Origin of the sequence: Acinetobacter piscicola (assembly GCF_015218165.1) — a bacterium.
GTDB lineage: Bacteria > Pseudomonadota > Gammaproteobacteria > Pseudomonadales > Moraxellaceae > Acinetobacter > Acinetobacter piscicola_A.
The window spans coordinates 1,941,608-1,959,590 of sequence record NZ_CP048659.1; the positions used below are offsets into that span (position 1 = coordinate 1,941,608).

At 37.0% G+C, this 17,983-nt stretch carries 21 protein-coding genes and 1 pseudogene; 12 read left to right on the plus strand and 10 right to left on the minus strand.

Annotation, left to right across the window (positions count from 1 at the left end; all coding sequences use genetic code 11):
• Positions 1-22 precede the first annotated feature (22 nt).
• The 5 genes from G0028_RS09530 to G0028_RS09550 form a co-directional block, all read right to left on the minus strand.
• Complete coding sequence (locus tag G0028_RS09530; RefSeq protein ID WP_180045176.1) at positions 23-1,198, minus strand: MFS transporter; 1,176 nt, start codon at positions 1,196-1,198, stop codon at positions 23-25.
• A 185-nt stretch (positions 1,199-1,383) separates the two neighbouring features.
• A complete protein-coding gene (gcvH, locus tag G0028_RS09535; protein WP_180045177.1) occupies positions 1,384-1,758 on the minus strand; it encodes a glycine cleavage system protein GcvH in 375 nt (124 codons plus the stop codon).
• A 78-nt stretch (positions 1,759-1,836) separates the two neighbouring features.
• On the minus strand, positions 1,837-2,868 hold the full coding sequence (locus G0028_RS09540; protein WP_174492662.1) for an AraC family transcriptional regulator: 1,032 nt from the start codon (positions 2,866-2,868) through the stop codon (positions 1,837-1,839).
• Between the two features lie 93 nt (positions 2,869-2,961).
• Positions 2,962-3,411: a MaoC family dehydratase gene (locus tag G0028_RS09545; RefSeq protein ID WP_174492661.1), complete on the minus strand. Its 450-nt coding sequence runs from the start codon at positions 3,409-3,411 to the stop codon at positions 2,962-2,964.
• A complete protein-coding gene (locus G0028_RS09550; RefSeq protein ID WP_180045178.1) occupies positions 3,412-5,274 on the minus strand; it encodes an ABC transporter ATP-binding protein in 1,863 nt (620 codons plus the stop codon). It lies immediately after the preceding gene.
• A gap of 341 nt (positions 5,275-5,615) precedes the next feature.
• On the opposite strand from G0028_RS09550, the gene G0028_RS09555 reads away from it, so the two are divergent.
• Positions 5,616-5,807: a hypothetical protein gene (locus G0028_RS09555; RefSeq protein ID WP_180045179.1), complete on the plus strand. Its 192-nt coding sequence runs from the start codon at positions 5,616-5,618 to the stop codon at positions 5,805-5,807.
• Positions 5,808-5,856: 49 nt separating this feature from the next.
• On the opposite strand, the gene G0028_RS09560 is transcribed toward G0028_RS09555, so the two are convergent.
• On the minus strand, positions 5,857-6,432 hold the full coding sequence (locus G0028_RS09560) for a LexA family protein (protein WP_180045180.1): 576 nt from the start codon (positions 6,430-6,432) through the stop codon (positions 5,857-5,859).
• Positions 6,433-6,793: 361 nt separating this feature from the next.
• On the opposite strand from G0028_RS09560, the gene G0028_RS09565 reads away from it, so the two are divergent.
• A complete protein-coding gene (locus tag G0028_RS09565) occupies positions 6,794-7,270 on the plus strand; it encodes a winged helix-turn-helix transcriptional regulator (RefSeq protein WP_130073596.1) in 477 nt (158 codons plus the stop codon).
• A gap of 19 nt (positions 7,271-7,289) precedes the next feature.
• On the opposite strand, the gene G0028_RS09570 is transcribed toward G0028_RS09565, so the two are convergent.
• Genes G0028_RS09570 through tusD form a run of 4 tightly spaced genes read right to left on the minus strand, consistent with a single transcriptional unit; the run spans position 7,290 to position 8,746 of the window.
• Complete coding sequence (locus G0028_RS09570; RefSeq protein ID WP_130073595.1) at positions 7,290-7,601, minus strand: TusE/DsrC/DsvC family sulfur relay protein; 312 nt, start codon at positions 7,599-7,601, stop codon at positions 7,290-7,292.
• A gap of 59 nt (positions 7,602-7,660) precedes the next feature.
• Positions 7,661-7,945, minus strand: coding sequence for a DsrH/TusB family sulfur metabolism protein (locus G0028_RS09575; RefSeq protein WP_130073594.1), 285 nt, complete (start codon positions 7,943-7,945; stop codon positions 7,661-7,663).
• Positions 7,946-7,983: 38 nt separating this feature from the next.
• Positions 7,984-8,334: a hypothetical protein gene (locus G0028_RS09580; protein ID WP_130073593.1), complete on the minus strand. Its 351-nt coding sequence runs from the start codon at positions 8,332-8,334 to the stop codon at positions 7,984-7,986.
• 43 nt (positions 8,335-8,377) lie between these two features.
• Positions 8,378-8,746 (minus strand): sulfurtransferase complex subunit TusD, encoded by a 369-nt coding sequence (gene tusD / locus G0028_RS09585; RefSeq protein ID WP_130073592.1) that lies wholly within the window; start codon positions 8,744-8,746, stop codon positions 8,378-8,380.
• Positions 8,747-8,816: 70 nt separating this feature from the next.
• Here tusD and G0028_RS09590 point away from each other — a divergent pair.
• From G0028_RS09590 to G0028_RS09635, 10 genes and pseudogenes are all read left to right on the plus strand, one after another.
• Positions 8,817-9,823 (plus strand): annotated as a pseudogene (locus G0028_RS09590) (SDR family NAD(P)-dependent oxidoreductase).
• Positions 9,824-9,971: 148 nt separating this feature from the next.
• Positions 9,972-11,366, plus strand: a complete 1,395-nt coding sequence (gene fumC, locus G0028_RS09595; RefSeq protein WP_174492655.1) for a class II fumarate hydratase — start codon at positions 9,972-9,974, stop codon at positions 11,364-11,366.
• A 105-nt stretch (positions 11,367-11,471) separates the two neighbouring features.
• Positions 11,472-11,963 carry a hypothetical protein gene (locus G0028_RS09600; protein WP_174492654.1) on the plus strand — a complete coding sequence of 164 codons (492 nt, stop codon included), beginning with the start codon at positions 11,472-11,474 and terminating at the stop codon, positions 11,961-11,963.
• Positions 11,964-12,246: 283 nt separating this feature from the next.
• Positions 12,247-12,849, plus strand: a complete 603-nt coding sequence (locus G0028_RS09605; protein WP_180045181.1) for a nitroreductase family protein — start codon at positions 12,247-12,249, stop codon at positions 12,847-12,849.
• A gap of 120 nt (positions 12,850-12,969) precedes the next feature.
• The gene (locus G0028_RS09610; protein ID WP_180045182.1) at positions 12,970-13,836 is read left to right on the plus strand and encodes a hypothetical protein; all 867 of its coding nucleotides are present in this window, start codon (positions 12,970-12,972) and stop codon (positions 13,834-13,836) included.
• A gap of 285 nt (positions 13,837-14,121) precedes the next feature.
• Positions 14,122-14,580: a DUF2946 family protein gene (locus G0028_RS09615; protein WP_174492649.1), complete on the plus strand. Its 459-nt coding sequence runs from the start codon at positions 14,122-14,124 to the stop codon at positions 14,578-14,580.
• Positions 14,581-14,666: 86 nt separating this feature from the next.
• Positions 14,667-14,885 (plus strand): hypothetical protein, encoded by a 219-nt coding sequence (locus G0028_RS09620; protein WP_180045183.1) that lies wholly within the window; start codon positions 14,667-14,669, stop codon positions 14,883-14,885.
• Positions 14,882-16,339 (plus strand): cytochrome ubiquinol oxidase subunit I, encoded by a 1,458-nt coding sequence (locus G0028_RS09625; RefSeq protein ID WP_180045184.1) that lies wholly within the window; start codon positions 14,882-14,884, stop codon positions 16,337-16,339. Before G0028_RS09620 ends, G0028_RS09625 begins: the two co-directional genes overlap by 4 nt.
• The gene (cydB, locus tag G0028_RS09630) at positions 16,339-17,343 is read left to right on the plus strand and encodes a cytochrome d ubiquinol oxidase subunit II (protein ID WP_130073583.1); all 1,005 of its coding nucleotides are present in this window, start codon (positions 16,339-16,341) and stop codon (positions 17,341-17,343) included. Before G0028_RS09625 ends, cydB begins: the two co-directional genes overlap by 1 nt.
• 87 nt (positions 17,344-17,430) lie before the next feature.
• Positions 17,431-17,538, plus strand: a complete 108-nt coding sequence (locus G0028_RS09635) for a DUF2474 domain-containing protein (RefSeq protein WP_107007692.1) — start codon at positions 17,431-17,433, stop codon at positions 17,536-17,538.
• Positions 17,539-17,983: the final 445 nt, after the last annotated feature.

Below are 17,983 nucleotides of genomic sequence, written 5' to 3' on the forward strand. Positions count from 1 at the left end.
AAATTATAGATTGTATATTAATTTAAGCCGTTTTTCGATTGACCACGAACTTATAAAATAGCAAGCTACACGCTGTGATTATGGCACACAGTAAATAAGCAAAACTATAATCAAAATGCGCAATAATCATGCCGAGTAAGATTGAACCGACAGCAATACCAATGTCATAGCAGGTAAAAAAGGTTGAGGTCGCATGCCCAATTCGATCTCTTGGCGAGCGTTGAATCGCGAGTGTTTGTAAGCAAGGTTGGGCGGAACCAAAGCCCATTCCAATCAGTACTGCGGCAAAAAGAAAGCCTGTGACATTTTCAACTTGGCTTAACATGGCTAAACCGACTGCAAATAATGCAATCGCAGGATAAATCACATAACTTGCACCTTTACGGTCGTAAATTTTTCCTGTGATTGGGCGTAGGCTCATCATCGAAATTGCAAAAACCACAAAAAATGCACTGGCATAAGCGAGTAGATGTTTTGCTTCGGCAAAGGTGGAAATAAACGACATAATGCTTGCGTAGGAAAATGAAGTGATCATTGCCATCACAGACACAGAAATTGCCTTTTTTTCAACAAAATGGTTAATATTGAGTTTTTTATTTTCAACTTTAAGCGCTACAGTTTGGTTTTGCTGAATTGGAATAAAAAAGCATAAGGCAAAACCTAGACAAATAATTACCGCTAAAATGGCAGTTATGGTTAAATAGGAAATTGATTGGATCAAAGTTAAGCCAATCAGGGGGCCAAGTACAATTCCCAAATTGACTGACGTGACAAAATATCCCATGCCTTCGCCTTTTCGTTTTTCTGGAATAAAATCATTCACAATCGGAACTGTGACAGTCGTTAATATACTGAACCAAATTCCATGTAAAAAGCGAATAATCATCAAGATAGTGAAATTGTCAGCAAGTAAATAAGAGACTGCAAATAAACAAAATAAAGTTTCAGAAATATATAATGTTTTTTTACGTCCTAATTTTTCAATAATCAGTCCACTAAATGGTCGGACGGCGATGGAGGAGACCATAAATAAAGTGATTGCCAAACCTGCTTGAGTCAAGCTGCCACCTAAATCATTTAAAATATAAATGGGTAAAATGGTGGTTTGGGCAAAATAAAAGATAAATAAAAATAAATTATTGGCTAAACAAAGAATAAAGGATTTATTCCATAAATGTTGTGCATTTACAGTTGACATAAATAACCTGAATGTTGGGAGAGGCGTAAAAGAGCTAAAAAGTCTTTTATGGAGAAAAATATGGTTAATTTTAATACAATTAGGCAACAGAGTATAGTGTAAAGATCGTATTAAATAAAAAAGGAATCGTAGACGATTCCTTTTTTATTTAAGCAATAGTATTTCATTGTATGGCAGAGTTTATTTTATAAACCTGCTTCATAATCTGAATTGCTAAGCAGTTTTTCAACATCGCTCAGATGATCTGCTTTAATTTTATAAATCCAACCTTTACCATAAGGGTCGTCATTAACAAAATCAGGATCATCTTCAAGTGCAGGATTGATTTCAACCACAGTGCCTGAAATGGGTGCATGAATATCAGATGCAGTTTTCACTGATTCAACCACACCGACTGCTTCACCTGCAGTGACTGGACGACCAACCTCAGGAATTTCAACATAGACCAAATCGCCAAGCGCATCTTGTGCATGATCAGAAATACCTGTAACAACGAGATCACCTTCGATTCGTACCCATTCATGTGTTGCTGCGTACTTTAATTCAGCAGGATGATTCATGCTCACTCCTTAAAAGTTTCACTTTATTTTTCTACGTGTTATACAGGTTTTTGTTACAAAACAAAAGATTTAAAAGTGCTATAGATATGGGTCTTTGCGCCAATTGCTTGGGCTACGTCCACTCCAACGTTTAAAAGCACGACTAAAATTGGCGACATCACTATAACCTAGCTCATCTGCAATTTGTTCAAGCGTATAGTCTGTTCTTGACAGTAACGAGGTTGCATGTCGATAACGCACTTCATCCACTAGCGTTGAAAAGGATGTCCCTTCTGCAGCGAGTTGACGTTTTAATGTTCGATCGGACATATGTAAGCGTTCAGCAACATTTTCAATACTTAAATAATGCTGTTCAGAATGCGTCAAAATATCACGTACACGCATCGACAAACGACGGCGTTCGCCAATGGCAGACAGTTCAGCTTCACATTGGTTAATCGCAATTTGACTGGCAATCGGATCTGCATTGACCATTTTCAAACCAAGATAAGATTTATCAAAGCTGGCAATCAAGTGAGGCTGCTCAAAACGCATTTGATAACGACCTTGGAGTTTATCGATATATTTATCAAAACCTTCAGGTTTAGAAAAATCGAAGTCGATATCGCCTTTGAGATCATCTATACCCGTTAAGGCACGTGCCATCGTCATAATCCCAAAGGTTAAACCCATTAAAATTTCGGTTCTTAATGGTTCAATATCAATATCACATTGCAATTGTAAGGTGGCTTTTTCGCCAAAAGTAGAAAAATACAATTGTAAAAATGGCATACGCAGTTGAATAAAACGATTGGCTAAGACCAATGCGTCAGTAATATCATTGGCAGTCATGATCGCATAACCAATAAAACCATGAATGGAAATACGCATTTGTGTACCAATTTGATAGCCAAGCGTACTTTCACCCGTGAGTTTTAAAGCATGTTTAACCAATTCATTCGCAATTGTCGTTGGAATACGAAAGTCTGGTTCAGCCAATTGTTCGCTATTAAAAGGGAATGGCGCAAAAAAAGTTTCGGCACTGTAGCCCCATCTCGAAACAATATCGAGTAATAAAAGTCCATAAACACCAGGAATTCCCTGATCTTGGCGAGCTGAAGTGTTCTTCATATGCTATCCGTTGCTCTCAACATATGTGTTTAAGTTGCATATTGTCATGATTCTAATCAAAAACCATAAAAATTGTAAGACAAAAAATAGCTTTTAATTGTTTTGAAAATCTCGATTAAAAACAACAATTTTAGTTGTCGAAATCAGTAAAACATCGCCATTTTGATTTTTTGCTTGAGTGATGTAACTCACAATACCACGATCAGGTTTAGTTTTTGATGGAGTGATAGAAACAATTTCCACTTCAACTGATATTTTATCACCTACGCGCGTTGGGCGTGGCCAACGTAAATTAGAGTCTGAGCCGATCAAGCCATAAGCGACAGGAAAACATTCTGTCCAAAGTCGCATGACGATCGCAGAAGTATGCCAGCCGCTTGCTGCTAAGCCTTTAAAAATTGGGTGTTCAACCGCTTTTTCTGGATCTGTATGAAAAACTTGAGGATCATATTTATGGGCAAAATCTAAAACTTCATCCAAGCTAACTTCATATTCTCGGCTTTTAAATTGATCCCCTACATTCAGATCTTCTAAATACAACATTTATTCATCATCCTTTTCTTTCATACCTTGTTGTTCTACCAAAAAACCGCCTGTTTGTCTTTGCCATAAATTGGCATAAATGCCATTTTGGCGAATTAAATCTTCATGTGTGCCTTGTTCAACGATTTTACCTTGATCTAAAACGATTAATCTGTCCATTTGCGCAATCGTTGATAAACGATGGGCAATAGCGATCACGGTTTTATTTTGCATCAAATCATCTAAACTGGACTGAATTGCTGCTTCAACTTCAGAGTCTAAAGCACTGGTTGCTTCATCTAAAATTAAAATCGGAGCATCTTTTAAAAATACCCGTGCAATAGCAATACGTTGGCGTTGACCACCAGATAATTTAACACCTCGTTCACCGACATAAGCGTCGTAACCTGTACGTCCACGAAGGTCTGATAGTTGAGGAATAAATTCTGCGGCTTTGGCTTTTCTGACCGCTTCAAACATTTCCTCATCAGTCGCATCAGGGCGACCATATTTAATATTTTCAGCCACAGTACGATGTAAAAGGGAAGTATCTTGGGTCACCAAAGCAATGCTTTTTCTCAGGCTATCTTGTGTGACATCTTCAATGTCTTGTCCATCAATGGAAATTCGACCATGGTTGAGGCTATAAAAGTGTAAAAGGAGCTGAATCAGTGTAGATTTTCCTGCACCAGAACGCCCAACAATACCAATCTTTTCACCTGGTTTAATGTCTAAATTAAAATGATCAATCACGTTTTTATTATTATATGCAAAGCTCACATCTTCAAACTTGATTTGACCTCGTTGAATGTTTAGCGCTTTGGCATCTGCTTTATCTTGGATATGAATCGGCTTACCTAATGTATTCATACCATCTTGGATGGTGCCGATATTTTCAAACAACATCGAAGTTTGCCACATCATAAACTCAGCCATACTGTTGAGTTTTAAAATCATTGCTGTGGTCGCAGCAATGACCCCAATTGCAGCTAAGCCTTCTAACCACAACCAAATAGCAGTACCCAATACCCCAAAGAACAGTACAAAAGTCAGTAAGTTAATGCAGATCTCATACATTGAACCTAAGCGCATTTGGTGAAATACGGTAACCATAAATTTTTGCATCGAGGCTTTGGCATATTCACTTTCACGACCTGCATGCGCGAACAGTTTCACTGTTTGAATATTGGTATAGGCATCGGTTACACGTCCAGTCATTTCTGCACGTGCGTCGGCTTGGGCTTTAGAAATTGCCCCTAAACGTGGAATAAAATAGCATGCGGCAGTAATAAACAAACCTAACCAAATCAAGAGTGGAATCAATAAAATGGGGGAGATTGCGCCTAACACAATACTGATGGTAATGAAGTAAATAATGACATAGGTCACCATATCACCCAAAATGACCCAGAACTCACGCACAGCCAATGCTGTTTGCATGACTTTAGCAGATAAGCGACCCGCAAAATCATTGTGGAAAAAGTCTAAACCCTGACGTAACAATAAGTTATGAAAGCGCCAACGCAATCGCATTGGAAAGCTGCTATATAGAACTTGATGTCGAATAATCGACTGCATATTAGCAAAGAAAATATTGGCAAATAAGATCAAGGATAAAATAATCAGATTATTCTTATGATTTTGAATAAAATTTTTAGGTGTAGACTGTGTTAACCAATCCACAAGATGCCCAATTTGCGAGAAAAAAATAGCTTCAAAACTGGCTGTCGCAGCAGTGAATAAAATCAATAAAACCAAATACTTTTTGACACCATAAGCGGACTGCCAAACAAAGGCAAAAAAAGTTTTGGGTAACGGTTCATTTAGCCCTTCATTCGGATAAGGGTCAACACGTGTTTCAAACCATTTTAAGAAGCTATTCATACAAAAAAGTGGCGTCCATAAGTCTGTAGGAAATTGAGTTTGTTGTATAAATACATATATTTATATGCATAGGGAGATCAAAATACGATAAGTTTTTGTGTAAACATCATGAGAGTAACATGTGTAGATTGCAATTTTAAATCAATGATAAAGGCTTTTGAAAATTTACACTATAAAAAAAATAATATCAGAAGCGATGCAAAAAAATGTGAGATAAAAATGTCTTTATCTCGGGGCATGTTATGTAAATGCAGAATACAATAGTTGCTTTGATGATGATTTAAGCAGAAAATATAGCAGAACAATCTAATTTCTGAATAAAGATCTTTAAATATCATGCTATGAAGAAATCGAACATTCAAACACAGCGGAATTCATGGACAACAGAGCAAGATTGCTTCTTGATTGAACACAATGCATTGTCCATGCAAGAATTGCGTCAGCATTTGCCATACTCGGAAGTAGACATTCAAAATCGTAAAAAGATTTTAGGACTGAATCAAAGAGACCGACAAATGCGTAAGTTTTTATAATGCCACGTATGTGTTTATATAACGACATAACGACTGGATTAACTGCATTTTATTTTAGATTCTTAATGACTCGCGTCACCACGCCCCAAATTACCATTTCTTGACCATCTTGAAAATGAATATCAGGAAATTCAGGATTTTCTGCTTGTAACCATCTACGATCACCCTCGATCATCAGGCGCTTTACAGTAAAATCATTATCGACCAAAGCCACAACAATATTACGATTTTTTGCTTCGATACTGCGGTCTACAATCAAATCATCATCAACATCGATGCCTGCGCCTAGCATGGATAAAGAAGCCACTTTGACCACAAAGGTTGTATTGGGGTTTCTGATTAAATATTCGTTAAAGTCAATCGATTGCTCTGTGTAGTCCTGCACAGGAGAAGGTAAGCCAGCTGCAATTTTGCTTTGTGCTAGTGGAATAGATGCTGTGCTTTTACATTCAAAAATAGCAATAGATGCGACTTCACGTACTTTTTGTTTTTGTGCTTTGTTCGTTAAATATTGTTTTACTTCATTGACCTGAGATTTTGGCACATGAACAATTTCAGTTTCTTCTGTAGAAGTTTGTGCATTTTTTACTTCACTCGTCGTACTCAAATTACTTAAATTCGTCATGTCTTTATTCTTAATTAACTCAGTCTTGCCAAAGTCTATCTTGATCAATTCTGAATATCAAATTTAAAAAATATTGATTTTCAATAAGATATGTAAAAAAACATTTAAAATGAATTTTTCATAATTTTGTACAGATATATGTCATACAATGTCATTACATTATATTTTACTTTATTTTTTTATGATAAAAATCAATGTGAAACTCATGTTTGATTATGTTGAGATGGAGTGCTTAGAGTACAAATGAGTAATAAAAATAAAGCAGATGGTACTGAAATAACCCTGTTCAAGCTAAAATTTTACTTTTAAAAAGAGCATGAGATCATTACAGTAAATACTTAGCTAAAAAATTGAGTCATTCATGAAATGGGATGAAATTGGTGAGCAACCTTGCCCAATTGCACGTACTTTATCGGTGATTGGTGATCGTTGGACTTTTTTGATTATTCGTAATGCATTTATGGGAATGCGCCGTTTTGATGATTTTCAGCAAAACTTGGGGCTTACACGCCATATCTTATCAGCACGTTTAAAGCGTTTGGTCGAGCATCAGGTATTGGTAAAAACGCCTTATAAGGATCGCCAGCAGCGTTTTGAATATTGTTTGACTGAAAAAGGGCGAGCACTTTATCCAGTCTTGTTGACGATGGCGGATTGGTCAAATCAATGGATGGATATCGCACATGAACCGATCGTGCATTTTGTACATCGTCCATGTCAGCATGTGCTTAAACCTGTTTTGGTTTGTTCAGATTGTGGTGTGTTATTAGACGCACAGCAGATTAAACCTGTTTTTAATCTGGATTTTATGCAAAAAATGATCAAGAAACAGGCTTAAAGTGACGAGTAAATCATGATTACAAACAATTTGCAGGTTTAGGAATACCTGCCAAACGACTTAAATGGCGTGCAACCAAACCCGTTTGAAATTTGTCTTGTAGTAGAGCATTGTTGATGTCAGCGCTGACACTTTTCATTAAAAATTTAATTAAAGGGCGTGTCGCAGGAGAATGTCCAAATTGGTGATAAAACTGACGCACTGCTTGTAAAACTTCAAAATGCCAAGCGGTTAATTCTAAATTTAGACTTTGTGCCAGTTGTTGTGCAACATCTTCATTCCAAATTGTATAATCGACTAAGTGACCATCTTGATCGAGTTCTAAATTCATAAAATAGCCTAACTGTCTAAGCGAAAATGAGTTCACTCATTTTGATTGGGAGAAATAGATTATTTTAAACTGATGCAACGTTTAAAGTCTAAAACTAAGTCAGCAAAAGTAGCATAAGTAAGAGTTTGCACATTTTGACTCAATGGTGTTGCAAGCAAATCCAAATCTGTTTCAAGTACATATACGGTAGTGTGTTGTTGTATACGTGCATCTTGAACGAACAAAATCGCATCCCCCATCAGTACCACTGCATCGTTTGCGTTTGACATGCTTGCCCACTGTTCTAAACAGGCAGAAGTTTTGCCAAATTCCGATTGGATTAAAAATAAAGTGTGTTGTGACATGTTTAATTTCTCATTTTTAAACTGAATAGTAGCGTTTATTACCAATACAACACATGATCAAAATCTTGAATAAATTGGGGATTTAAATCAATAAATTCAATTTCCTGTTGTGATTGCGTAACAAAAATTGAGTTTTTATCCTTATTTTCTACTAAAATAGGAGTTAAATCGTAAAACTCAAAACTATCCAACATGTTAGAAGCAAGTTTAAACGCATGTTTCACTTGATCAAAGACCTGTTCAGATTTTAGTAAACTGAGTGCACCATTTTGTAGTAAGACTTTGACTTTGCTGCCAAAAGTTGCGAGCACCATGGTCGCAGCAATACTTTCATTGACCTGCAAGGAGGTGAGGTTGGTTTGGGTTAAAATAACAAGTACAGTTTTCACACAATTTACCTTTGAATTGCAACACTTAAATAATAATAACATCCTAGAATTGAAGTAGACGGTCACAGGACTCAACTGCATCAGCAAGTTCACCTAGACCGACCAACTCAAAGCCTTCAGCAAGATTATGTGTTGAGATTTGATGTCGCTTGGCATTTTCTAGATCTGTGATGCCACGTGCTAGTGCAGCACTCACGCAGACAGGTAAACGGATTGCTAATTTCTGCCATTCACTGCACACATTTCGTTGATCATCGGGGAACCATTGCAATTGATTCGCAACGGATACACCATCTTGATAAAAGAAGACACGAAATTCTTGCTTTTTTGCATGTAGTGCTTGTGCTAAACCTAAGGCATGCCAAGCATGAATAGAGGTAGGTGCAGAGGTAATTAGTAATAAAGTACTCATTGAAACTTCACTTGAAGATTAGATGATAAAGACAGCATCATTTACACTTGATAACAATAGGTAGTATACAATGATTTTAGTGACTGGTGGTTTAGGCTTTATAGGCTCGCATGTGGTGATTAGCTTGCTTGCTCAGGGGCAAGAGGTCGTCATTGTGGATAACTTAGCCAATGCAAATTTACAAACATTAGAACGCCTTGAATATATTGCAGGAATGTATATATTCCATTTGTAAAAATCGATGTTCGAAACACGCCCGCATTAAATAAAGTATTTGAACAATATTCAATTGATGCTGTAGTACATACCGCAGGTTTTAAATCACTTGAAGAATCCAAACTAAAACCACTTGAATATTATAATGATAATGTAAGTTGTATCATGAGTTTATTACGTTCTATGCAGCGTACAGGGGTACGAAGTTTGGTGCATTTATCTAGCTTAGCGGTGTATGGAAAATCCAGCTTAGCATTGAATGAACAACTTGATTTTAACTATTCGTATCCAAATCCTTATATCAAATCACAACAAATGATTGAAGAGATTATTCAAGATACCTGTAAGACTGACAATGAATGGTGTATTGCAATTTTACGTTTAGGGAATATTGTCGGTGCATTTGAACATGGTGTGTTAGGTGAGTTTGTTAACCCATTGCCTAAAAACATTGTCCCAATGCTGTTGCAAGTTGCTGCGGGGCAACGAGATGTTATAGAACTCCAAGACCAAGCAAACACCACAGATGGTACTGTAGAGCGTAGTTTTGTGCATGTGTTGGATGTTTGTGAAGCTGTGCATGCCAGTTTATTTTGGTTGCAAAACCAATTGAATATTTGTGAAGCTTTTGATATTGCGGGTGAGCAAAGTTCGATTCGAAATTTAATTACTTGTGTGCAAGAAGTCACTGCTGCTGAGATTACAACGATTGACGCTGCATATAAATATGAAGAACTCGCACAAATAGGTTCAAACAGCACCAAAGCAGAAAGTATTTTAAAATGGGCAGCAAAACGTTCATTGCAAAACATGATTCAGGACGAATGGAAGTTTTATCAAAATACCTTGAACAATGGCTAGGCTGTTAGTACAAAGGGTAAATAGAGAATTGATTACTTGATAATGATTATTATTTACATTTTTGGTTTTGCCGCTTATTATAGATAAATCAAGACATTGACGCTTTGATCGGTCAATGCCCATTATTTCAGTTTGACAAGAGGTGAGTATGCAGACACGTATTGAACATGACACCATGGGCGATGTAGAAGTCCCAAGTGAAGCACTATGGGGCGCACAAACTCAGCGCAGTATACAAAACTTTAAAATTGGGCATGAACATTTACCTCGCCCTATGATTCAAGCAATGGGTTTAGTCAAAAAAGCGGCAGCAATGACCAATGCTGAACTGAAGCAAATTCCAGCTGAGCTTGCAAATTATATTGTGGATGCTGCAAATGAAGTCATTTCTGGACAATGGGACAGTCAATTTCCTTTAGTGGTGTGGCAAACAGGTTCTGGTACGCAAAGTAATATGAACTGTAATGAAGTCATTGCCAATATTGCCAACCAAAAATTAGGTAATCCATTAGGCTCACAAAAACCTGTCCATCCGAATGATCATGTCAACCGTGCGCAATCGACCAATGATTCATTTCCAACCGCGATTCATGTCGCAGCTGCGTTACACATTAATGAGTTATTGATTCCTGCGGTTAAGCGTTTGCGTGATACACTCAACTTAAAATCACAAGAATTTCAAGATATTGTTAAAATTGGACGTACCCATTTACAAGATGCAACGCCGTTGACTTTAGGACAAGAATTTAGCGGCTATGTACAACAACTCGACAATGGTATCAAACGTTTAGAACAAGCCTTGGTTTGGTTGTATGAGTTGCCACTGGGTGGTACGGCTGTGGGGACAGGGCTCAACGCACACCCAGATTATGCAGAGAAAGCCGCAGCACAATTGGCACTATTAACAGGTTTACCGTTTGTTACCAATCCAAATAAATTTGAAGCATTGGCTGGGCGAGATGCTGCTGTATTTGCCTCAGGTGCACTGAAAACATTGGCAGCAAGTTTAAATAAAATTGCCAATGATATTCGTTGGTTGGCGAGTGGTCCACGTTGCGGTCTGGGTGAAATCCATATTCCTGAAAATGAGCCTGGTTCAAGTATCATGCCAGGCAAGGTTAATCCAACCCAATGTGAAGCCATGACTATGGTGGTTGCCCAAGTCATGGGGAATGACACGACCATTAACTTTGCAGGTGCCTCAGGTAACTTTGAGTTAAATGTTTATATGCCTGTGATTGCGTTTAATTTAATTCAATCGATTCAGCTATTAGGTGATGCATGTAATAGTTTTGATGAGCATTGTGCAATCGGTATTGAGCCAAATCGTGAAAAGATAGACTATTTCCTACATAACTCATTGATGCTCGTCACCGCATTAAACCCTGTGATTGGTTATGAAAATGCAGCGAAAGTCGCAAAAACTGCTTATAAACAAGGTAAAACTTTAAAAGAGGTTGCAGTTGAATTAGGTCTTGTCACGGCTGAGCAGTTTGATGATGTGGTACAACCTGAAAAAATGGTGCATCCAAATGCCAAGTAAGCAGCATAACTAATCACAATCTGTACAGAAATCATCAGCAATAGTTTCTATCTAGAAATGAAGTGCGTACAATACGCATTAGAATTTTATTGCTGATGATTGGTTATGCTAGATATATATTTGACGGATGTTCAAAAAAATGTTCAATTTAAGGATTATCCGGGTGAACATCCTGTTAAATTTATTTTGAATTTTAAAAAGATTTTTCCAAGTGTCATGGAGTTGTTATTGCCTGTGCTTCCTTCAGATGAAGACTTGGAAAAAATGACATGGGAATCGACTACGCAAGATTTTGCAACATTTAAGCTGCTCCTCAGTGGTTGGGGTGTGATTGAATTGCGTTTAAATGCAATTGGTCAATTTAAAGATAAAAACTATGCTGACCAATTGGTGAAAAAAGCCCAAGCTAAACGTAAAGAATTTGCCAAAGCGCAAAAGCAGCTTTCAACGGTTGAGTTAGATTATTTATTTATGCATGAGATTCATGCTTTGATTGATGCCGAATTAGTTGAGCTTGGTGAAAAATTCTATTTACCGACTTTGCGTGATTTGTGGAAGGATCAAGTGAAAGCCAATGTGTTAAATGCTAAATTTTAACTGAATATGTGTGCTTATTTTTAATATACGTTTGTTGTTTGATGAATATTTAAAATGCCAATGAGTCTGTGTACTGCATTGGCATTTTTTATGTGCTTTTATACTTTAAATGCAATTTATATGCTTATTTTTTATAAGCTTAACCATGTATTTCGAGATATTTTTTGTTTTAATAATGCCTTAGAAAAGGCAAATGATGATGATATTGATTGTTTAATTTTTATAAATAATTGTAGCGCTTGGTCTCGTATTTCCCCGAGGAAATACCAAAGGAATTTCAATAATGTCGAATCATTTTTTAGATTTAATTAAAAATGGACGAACAATTTATGCGATTGGACGCCGTGTTGAGCAAACACCTGAGCAGTTAACTGCCTTAATTCAAAATGCAATCAAGCAAAGTCCATCTTCGTTTAACTCCCAGTCTTCTCGTGCTGTGATTTTATTTAATGCAGAGCATGAAAAGTTTTGGGAATTTGTCAAAGAAAAACTACAAGCCTACAGTAAAGATGAAGCCAGTGCTGCAAAAACCAATGCTCGTATTGACAGCTTTAAAGCAGGTTTTGGCACAGTTTTATTTTTTGAAGATTTAGATGTTGTAAAAAGTTTGCAAGCTCAGTTTCCATCCTATGCGGATAATTTCCCAATTTGGGCGGAACATTCAACAGCGATTGCACAGTTTGCTACATGGACGGCTTTAAACACGGAAGGTCTAGGTGCATCATTACAACATTATAATCCGATTGTAGATGAGCAAGTTCATGCTGAGTGGGATATTCCTGCGAGTTGGAAATTGCGCGCACAATTCGTCTTTGGTTCTATTGAAGCACCTGCAACAGAAAAAACATATATTGAAGATCAAGTACGTTTTAAAGTTTTTAAATAGTTTTCATTGATTTTTATATTGTCAGTAAAACGAGTGATTGATCACTCGCTTTTGTATACATGATATTACTGCTGATTTATGATTGTTATATCATACTATTGTTTTTGCAAAATTATATAAATGACTAAGCTACGACATCGTAAACATCACAAAAAATTTGATCCCAATAAAATTCATTTACATCATTTAAGACAGCAGTGGATGGAACAACAGGTTATAGAAAGCCAATTACGCAAAGATCAAACTTTTAAAACTAAGTATTATAAACAGCAGTTTGATTTACCACTCAAGGGTAAGCCTGCTTATGTTGTGAGTATGATCATTAAATATTTTATTTTGGTTTTTATTTTGCAATTAATCTTTTTTGTGTGGATTGTTTTTTACACAATTTTTGAAGATGTATTTGAGTTTATCAAATTCCTTGATCCTGAGGTATTTATGGAGGTACATACCACCATCTTTTTGAGTCTGTTGTTGGTTTTACCGATTTTTATTTTGTTTTATAGAAATATATCTACATCTCAATCCAAAGCAATCATCCAAAACTTTCAGATTTACCCTGATACTGTCGCGATTCTTTTTACAGATGGTTCAACTGAGCAGATCCATTATTGTGATATTGATTCTGTTCATATGGTCTCAGTAGGAAAAACACATCAGATGGAAATACGCTATACCTTAGCACATAAGAAGGAATTACAAGATTATCCTCGAATGTTTGAATTGGATTTTACGTTCAAGAAAGTATTTTTTCTCAAAAATAAATATCAAATGTATAGTGCTTTTTTACAACAACTACAAATTAAAAATCCAAGTGCACGTATTTATACAGGGTCTTGGTATAAGTCTTATTTAAATATGGAGAACTTTCAGCTCAATGAAAGGCGTTTATTGTTCTTGAAATGGTCAAATATCTTATTTTGGCTTGTATTTGTTGTCATGACATTTGCTGTGATTTTTTATCCTGCTTATCAGCATCTTCTATAATTCGTCGTGATTTATATCTTTTGCTAGAGAAAAGATGAATGTCTTGGATTTTATAGAATGAATCTTCAAGCATTTTTCTTTAGCATAAAAATATATATCTATTGCTAAAAAAAGAATAAAGATACTTTGAAAACATGCAAATATAGACTATAGTAGAAATGTAAAGTCGAGTGATATGCTTGGTTTTTAATCAATGAGAAAGCTATGATGTTTAGCCTCACCGTGATTTAAAGATCAACTGAAGATGTCGCTCTTACCTTTGATCCAATAAATGGGCAATCGATTGTGTTAAGACGTAGTGGGCTGTTGCTTGCATGTGCGACAGTATTGTTACAGCTTGCGGTTTTTTTACAGCCGTTACTTCCTGAGCAATATCAGATTGCTCCGGTTTGTGAGCACATTACTCATTCGCTTTTGCATCCTGACCAAGCGACTTCAAATATACATCAAAGCAGCTTTATTCATCATTTTCTCCATCTTGATCAGTTTGATGCTGAGCAACAAGCCGAAAATCATCAAAAGCAGCCACATTCGAGTCATCATCATGACAGTAACCATCAATGTCAGTATTGCGTGGTTTATGGCAATTTGGTTTTACCGCCCGAGCTCGGTGTAAAAGAAATTTTAGATCGAATACAAATTCGTTTGATTGCGTATAGCAAAAACCATCAACATGTTTATTTCGCTTTACAGCGATTATATCTCCTACCACAAGGTCGAGCTCCACCTACCTTATTTACATAACTTGATGTCGTGAGTTGTGTTTTATCTACGTCTTTGTGGCGCTGAAAACAACAACTTAATTTCCGAATTTTATGTAGAGATTGATTATGCAAGCTTTATTATTCCCAAAAGCAATGGGAAGGAACTCGCTTCGCCTATTGTTTGGTTCATTTTATGCGTTGTTTTTAAAATGGATTAAAAAAACGTTAATCATAAATCAACAGACGCCTGTCTATTTGAATGTTTATGCTAAAGAAGTAAAACAAAAATTGCACAATGTCGTAGCAAAGAATAAATGGCTGCAAAAGGTTGAGGTGGTGTTATGACTTTAGGACTTACAGCACTTGAATTGGCACGTATTCAGTTTGCGTTTACCGTGTCTTTTCATATTATTTTTCCTGCAATCTCGATTGGTTTAGCGAGCTTTTTGGCTGTTTTAGAATGGCGTTGGCTGAAAACCAAAGACCCTGTTTATCAAGATTTGTTTAAATTTTGGGTCAAAATATTCGCCGTGGCATTTGGTATGGGTGTCGTATCAGGTGTAGTGATGAGTTATCAGTTTGGTACCAACTGGAGTGAATTTTCCCGTGTTGCGGGCTCTGTAACAGGTCCATTACTCACTTATGAAGTGTTGAGTGCCTTTTTCTTAGAGGCGGGTTTTCTCGGCATTATGCTGTTTGGATGGGGGCGTGTTGGACCACGTGCTCACTTTTTTGCAACCACGATGGTCGCAGTAGGTACCTGTATTTCCATGTTTTGGATTTTATCGTCCAACAGTTGGATGCAGACACCGCAAGGCTTTAGTATTGAAAATGGCATTATTGTTCCAACGGATTGGTTTGCAATTGTATTCAACCCATCATTTCCATACCGTTTAGCACACATGGCTGCGGCTGCATTCTTGGTATCTGCCTTATTGGTCGCTTCAACTGCGGCATGGCATTTACTCAAAGGTCGCCGTGATGCTTTGGTGAAAAAATCTTTTTCTATGGCAATGTGGATGATTTTAATCCTTGCTCCATTACAAGTGGTGATTGGCGATAACCACGGTTTAAATACCTTGAAACATCAACCTGCAAAATTGGCTGCGATTGAAGGGCATTGGGAAACCAATAAAGGCGAGGGCATGCCGTTATATTTATTCGGTATTCCTGATATGGAAGCGGAAGAAACCAAATATGCGATTGGTATTCCTAATCTTGGAAGCCTGATCATGACACATACGATGGATGGTGAAGTCAAAGGCTTAAAAGAATTTGCCAAAGAAGATCGTCCAAATTCATTGGTGGTGTTCTGGAGTTTCCGCATCATGGTCGGGCTTGGCATGTTGATGATTGCATTGGCATTCTTTGCTTTGATTTTGCGTAAAGGTAACAAGCTGTATGAAAATAAATGGTTGCATCGTTTTGCTTTTGTGATGGGTCCATCAGGATTTATTGCACTACTTGCAGGTTGGTTTACCACTGAAGTTGGTCGTCAACCATGGGTGGTTTATGGGGTAATGCGCACCAAAGATGCATTATCGCCTGTATCGGCAGAGCAAGTGGGACTAACGCTGATCATTTTTGTGGTGGTGTATTGCGTGGTATTTGGCATCGGGATTTATTACATGTTGAAACTAATGCATAAAGGTCCGCAATTTATTCATGCAACGCCTGAAGGCGCAATTCATAGCGAAGAAGCGGTGATTCTTGCCTCAAAACGTCCATTGACCAGTGTAGAAGAAAGCGTTGACTCAGATTTGAATGCTGGCAATAGCAATGAACAGGAGCGTAAATAATGATTGATTTATCTCTGATTTGGATTGTGATTATTGCCATTGGCGTGTTTATCTATGTGGTGTTGGATGGTTTTGATCTAGGTATCGGGATTTTATTCCCATTCTTCAAAGACCAACATGAACGCGATGTGATGATGAATACTGTTGCGCCTGTATGGGATGGCAATGAAACGTGGATGGTGCTCGGTGGTGCAGCCTTATATGCGGCATTTCCATTGGTCTATGCAACGGTATTGTCTGCGCTGTATATGCCCATCATTTTGATGGTGATTGCTTTGATTTTCCGTGGTGTGGCATTTGAATTTCGTTTTAAAGCCAATCGAACTAAGCATTTCTGGGACAAGTCATTTATTGGTGGTTCAGTCTTGGCAAGTTTTTTTCAAGGTATGATTTTAGGAGCTTATATTCAAGGTATTAAAGTCGAAAATCAGATGTATGCGGGTGGTGGTTTAGATTGGTTAACACCATTTACCATCTTTACTGGCATTGGCGTGGTGGTGCTTTATGCTGCATTGGGTTGTGCATGGTTAATTTTTAAAACAGATCATGATTTGCAAGATCGTATGTATAAACTTATGCCAAAGATGATCATCGCATTATTTATCATTTTTGGTGCAGTCAGTATATATACACCAATGGCACATCCTGAAATTGCTGCGCGTTGGTTTAGTCAGCCACAATTGATGTATTTCAGTCCTGTCCCGATTTTAGTGATCATTTTTACATGGCTGGTATTACGTGCATGTAAACAACGTGCTGAATTAAGCCCGTTTATTTATACCTTGGCATTGGTATTCTTAGCCTATACAGGCTTTATGATCAGTCTATGGCCATACATTATTCCGCCGTCAATTACCATTTGGGAAGCAGCAGCACCGCAAAGTAGCCAATTATTCGCCTTGATTGGTGCATTAATCTTGATTCCAATCATCTTGATTTATACAGGACTGTCGTATTGGGTATTCCGTGACAAAGTTCGTGTCGGTGATGAAGGTTATCATTAATCAGATGTTGTTATTTTAAATTGGGTGAATGTCTGATTGACTAAAAACAAAGACATTCACCTTAAATAAACGCAAAGGAGATGAAAATTGAAATTATCTCAGACTCAATGGTTTATTGTGCTTTGGATCGGTGGTTTTCTGACTTTATTAATCATTGCAGGATTTTTTAGAATGCTGATTCAGTTGGCATATTAAAAATGAAAGGGCAGACATATGGCATGTTTGCTCTTTTATTTTAAGACAAATAGCCTAAGCTATTTTTAAAAATCAAAACATTAGATCGACTAAAGAGCAATAATCATGTCCTTCTTTTTATTTTTATTTTTAACGCCGTATGATCATTGATGTTTCATGGATAAAAAATTGATTATTTTCATCTTTTTCTCTTTTGTGCTGCGATATTTTTGATTTTAATCAAGGGTCGAAAAAGGAGATATGTAGAACATCATCGTATGTGAACCACCAGTCACGCTGTCTAAAGAGCAGGTATCTCTGCATGAGTACCGCTATTATGGATATAAGCTTCCATTAAAACATCAATTTTATAGAGACAAACAATCTGTATCGACTTCAACTCAACATATAAGTTGTCATCAAGTATGATGACTGACTACATGCTTGATGGCATTTAAATCCTCAA

Excerpts from the sequence above, each read along its gene's own strand:
- tusD (WP_130073592.1), bottom strand. The coding sequence starts at position 8,746 with ATGAGTACTTTATTACTAATTACCTCTGCACCTACCTCTATTCATGCT.
- cydB (WP_130073583.1), top strand. The coding sequence starts at position 16,339 with ATGATTGATTTATCTCTGATTTGGATTGTGATTATTGCCATTGGCGTG.
- G0028_RS09560 (WP_180045180.1), bottom strand. The coding sequence starts at position 6,432 with ATGACGAATTTAAGTAATTTGAGTACGACGAGTGAAGTAAAAAATGCA.
- G0028_RS09620 (WP_180045183.1), top strand. The coding sequence starts at position 14,667 with ATGCAAGCTTTATTATTCCCAAAAGCAATGGGAAGGAACTCGCTTCGC.
- G0028_RS09610 (WP_180045182.1), top strand. The coding sequence starts at position 12,970 with ATGACTAAGCTACGACATCGTAAACATCACAAAAAATTTGATCCCAAT.
- fumC (WP_174492655.1), top strand. The coding sequence starts at position 9,972 with ATGCAGACACGTATTGAACATGACACCATGGGCGATGTAGAAGTCCCA.
- G0028_RS09575 (WP_130073594.1), bottom strand. The coding sequence starts at position 7,945 with ATGTCACAACACACTTTATTTTTAATCCAATCGGAATTTGGCAAAACT.
- gcvH (WP_180045177.1), bottom strand. The coding sequence starts at position 1,758 with ATGAATCATCCTGCTGAATTAAAGTACGCAGCAACACATGAATGGGTA.
- G0028_RS09540 (WP_174492662.1), bottom strand. The coding sequence starts at position 2,868 with ATGAAGAACACTTCAGCTCGCCAAGATCAGGGAATTCCTGGTGTTTAT.
- G0028_RS09545 (WP_174492661.1), bottom strand. The coding sequence starts at position 3,411 with ATGTTGTATTTAGAAGATCTGAATGTAGGGGATCAATTTAAAAGCCGA.
- G0028_RS09625 (WP_180045184.1), top strand. The coding sequence starts at position 14,882 with ATGACTTTAGGACTTACAGCACTTGAATTGGCACGTATTCAGTTTGCG.
- G0028_RS09605 (WP_180045181.1), top strand. The coding sequence starts at position 12,247 with ATGTCGAATCATTTTTTAGATTTAATTAAAAATGGACGAACAATTTAT.
- G0028_RS09600 (WP_174492654.1), top strand. The coding sequence starts at position 11,472 with ATGCTAGATATATATTTGACGGATGTTCAAAAAAATGTTCAATTTAAG.
- G0028_RS09530 (WP_180045176.1), bottom strand. The coding sequence starts at position 1,198 with ATGTCAACTGTAAATGCACAACATTTATGGAATAAATCCTTTATTCTT.
- G0028_RS09570 (WP_130073595.1), bottom strand. The coding sequence starts at position 7,601 with ATGAATTTAGAACTCGATCAAGATGGTCACTTAGTCGATTATACAATT.
- G0028_RS09555 (WP_180045179.1), top strand. The coding sequence starts at position 5,616 with ATGAAGAAATCGAACATTCAAACACAGCGGAATTCATGGACAACAGAG.
- G0028_RS09565 (WP_130073596.1), top strand. The coding sequence starts at position 6,794 with ATGAAATGGGATGAAATTGGTGAGCAACCTTGCCCAATTGCACGTACT.
- G0028_RS09550 (WP_180045178.1), bottom strand. The coding sequence starts at position 5,274 with ATGAATAGCTTCTTAAAATGGTTTGAAACACGTGTTGACCCTTATCCG.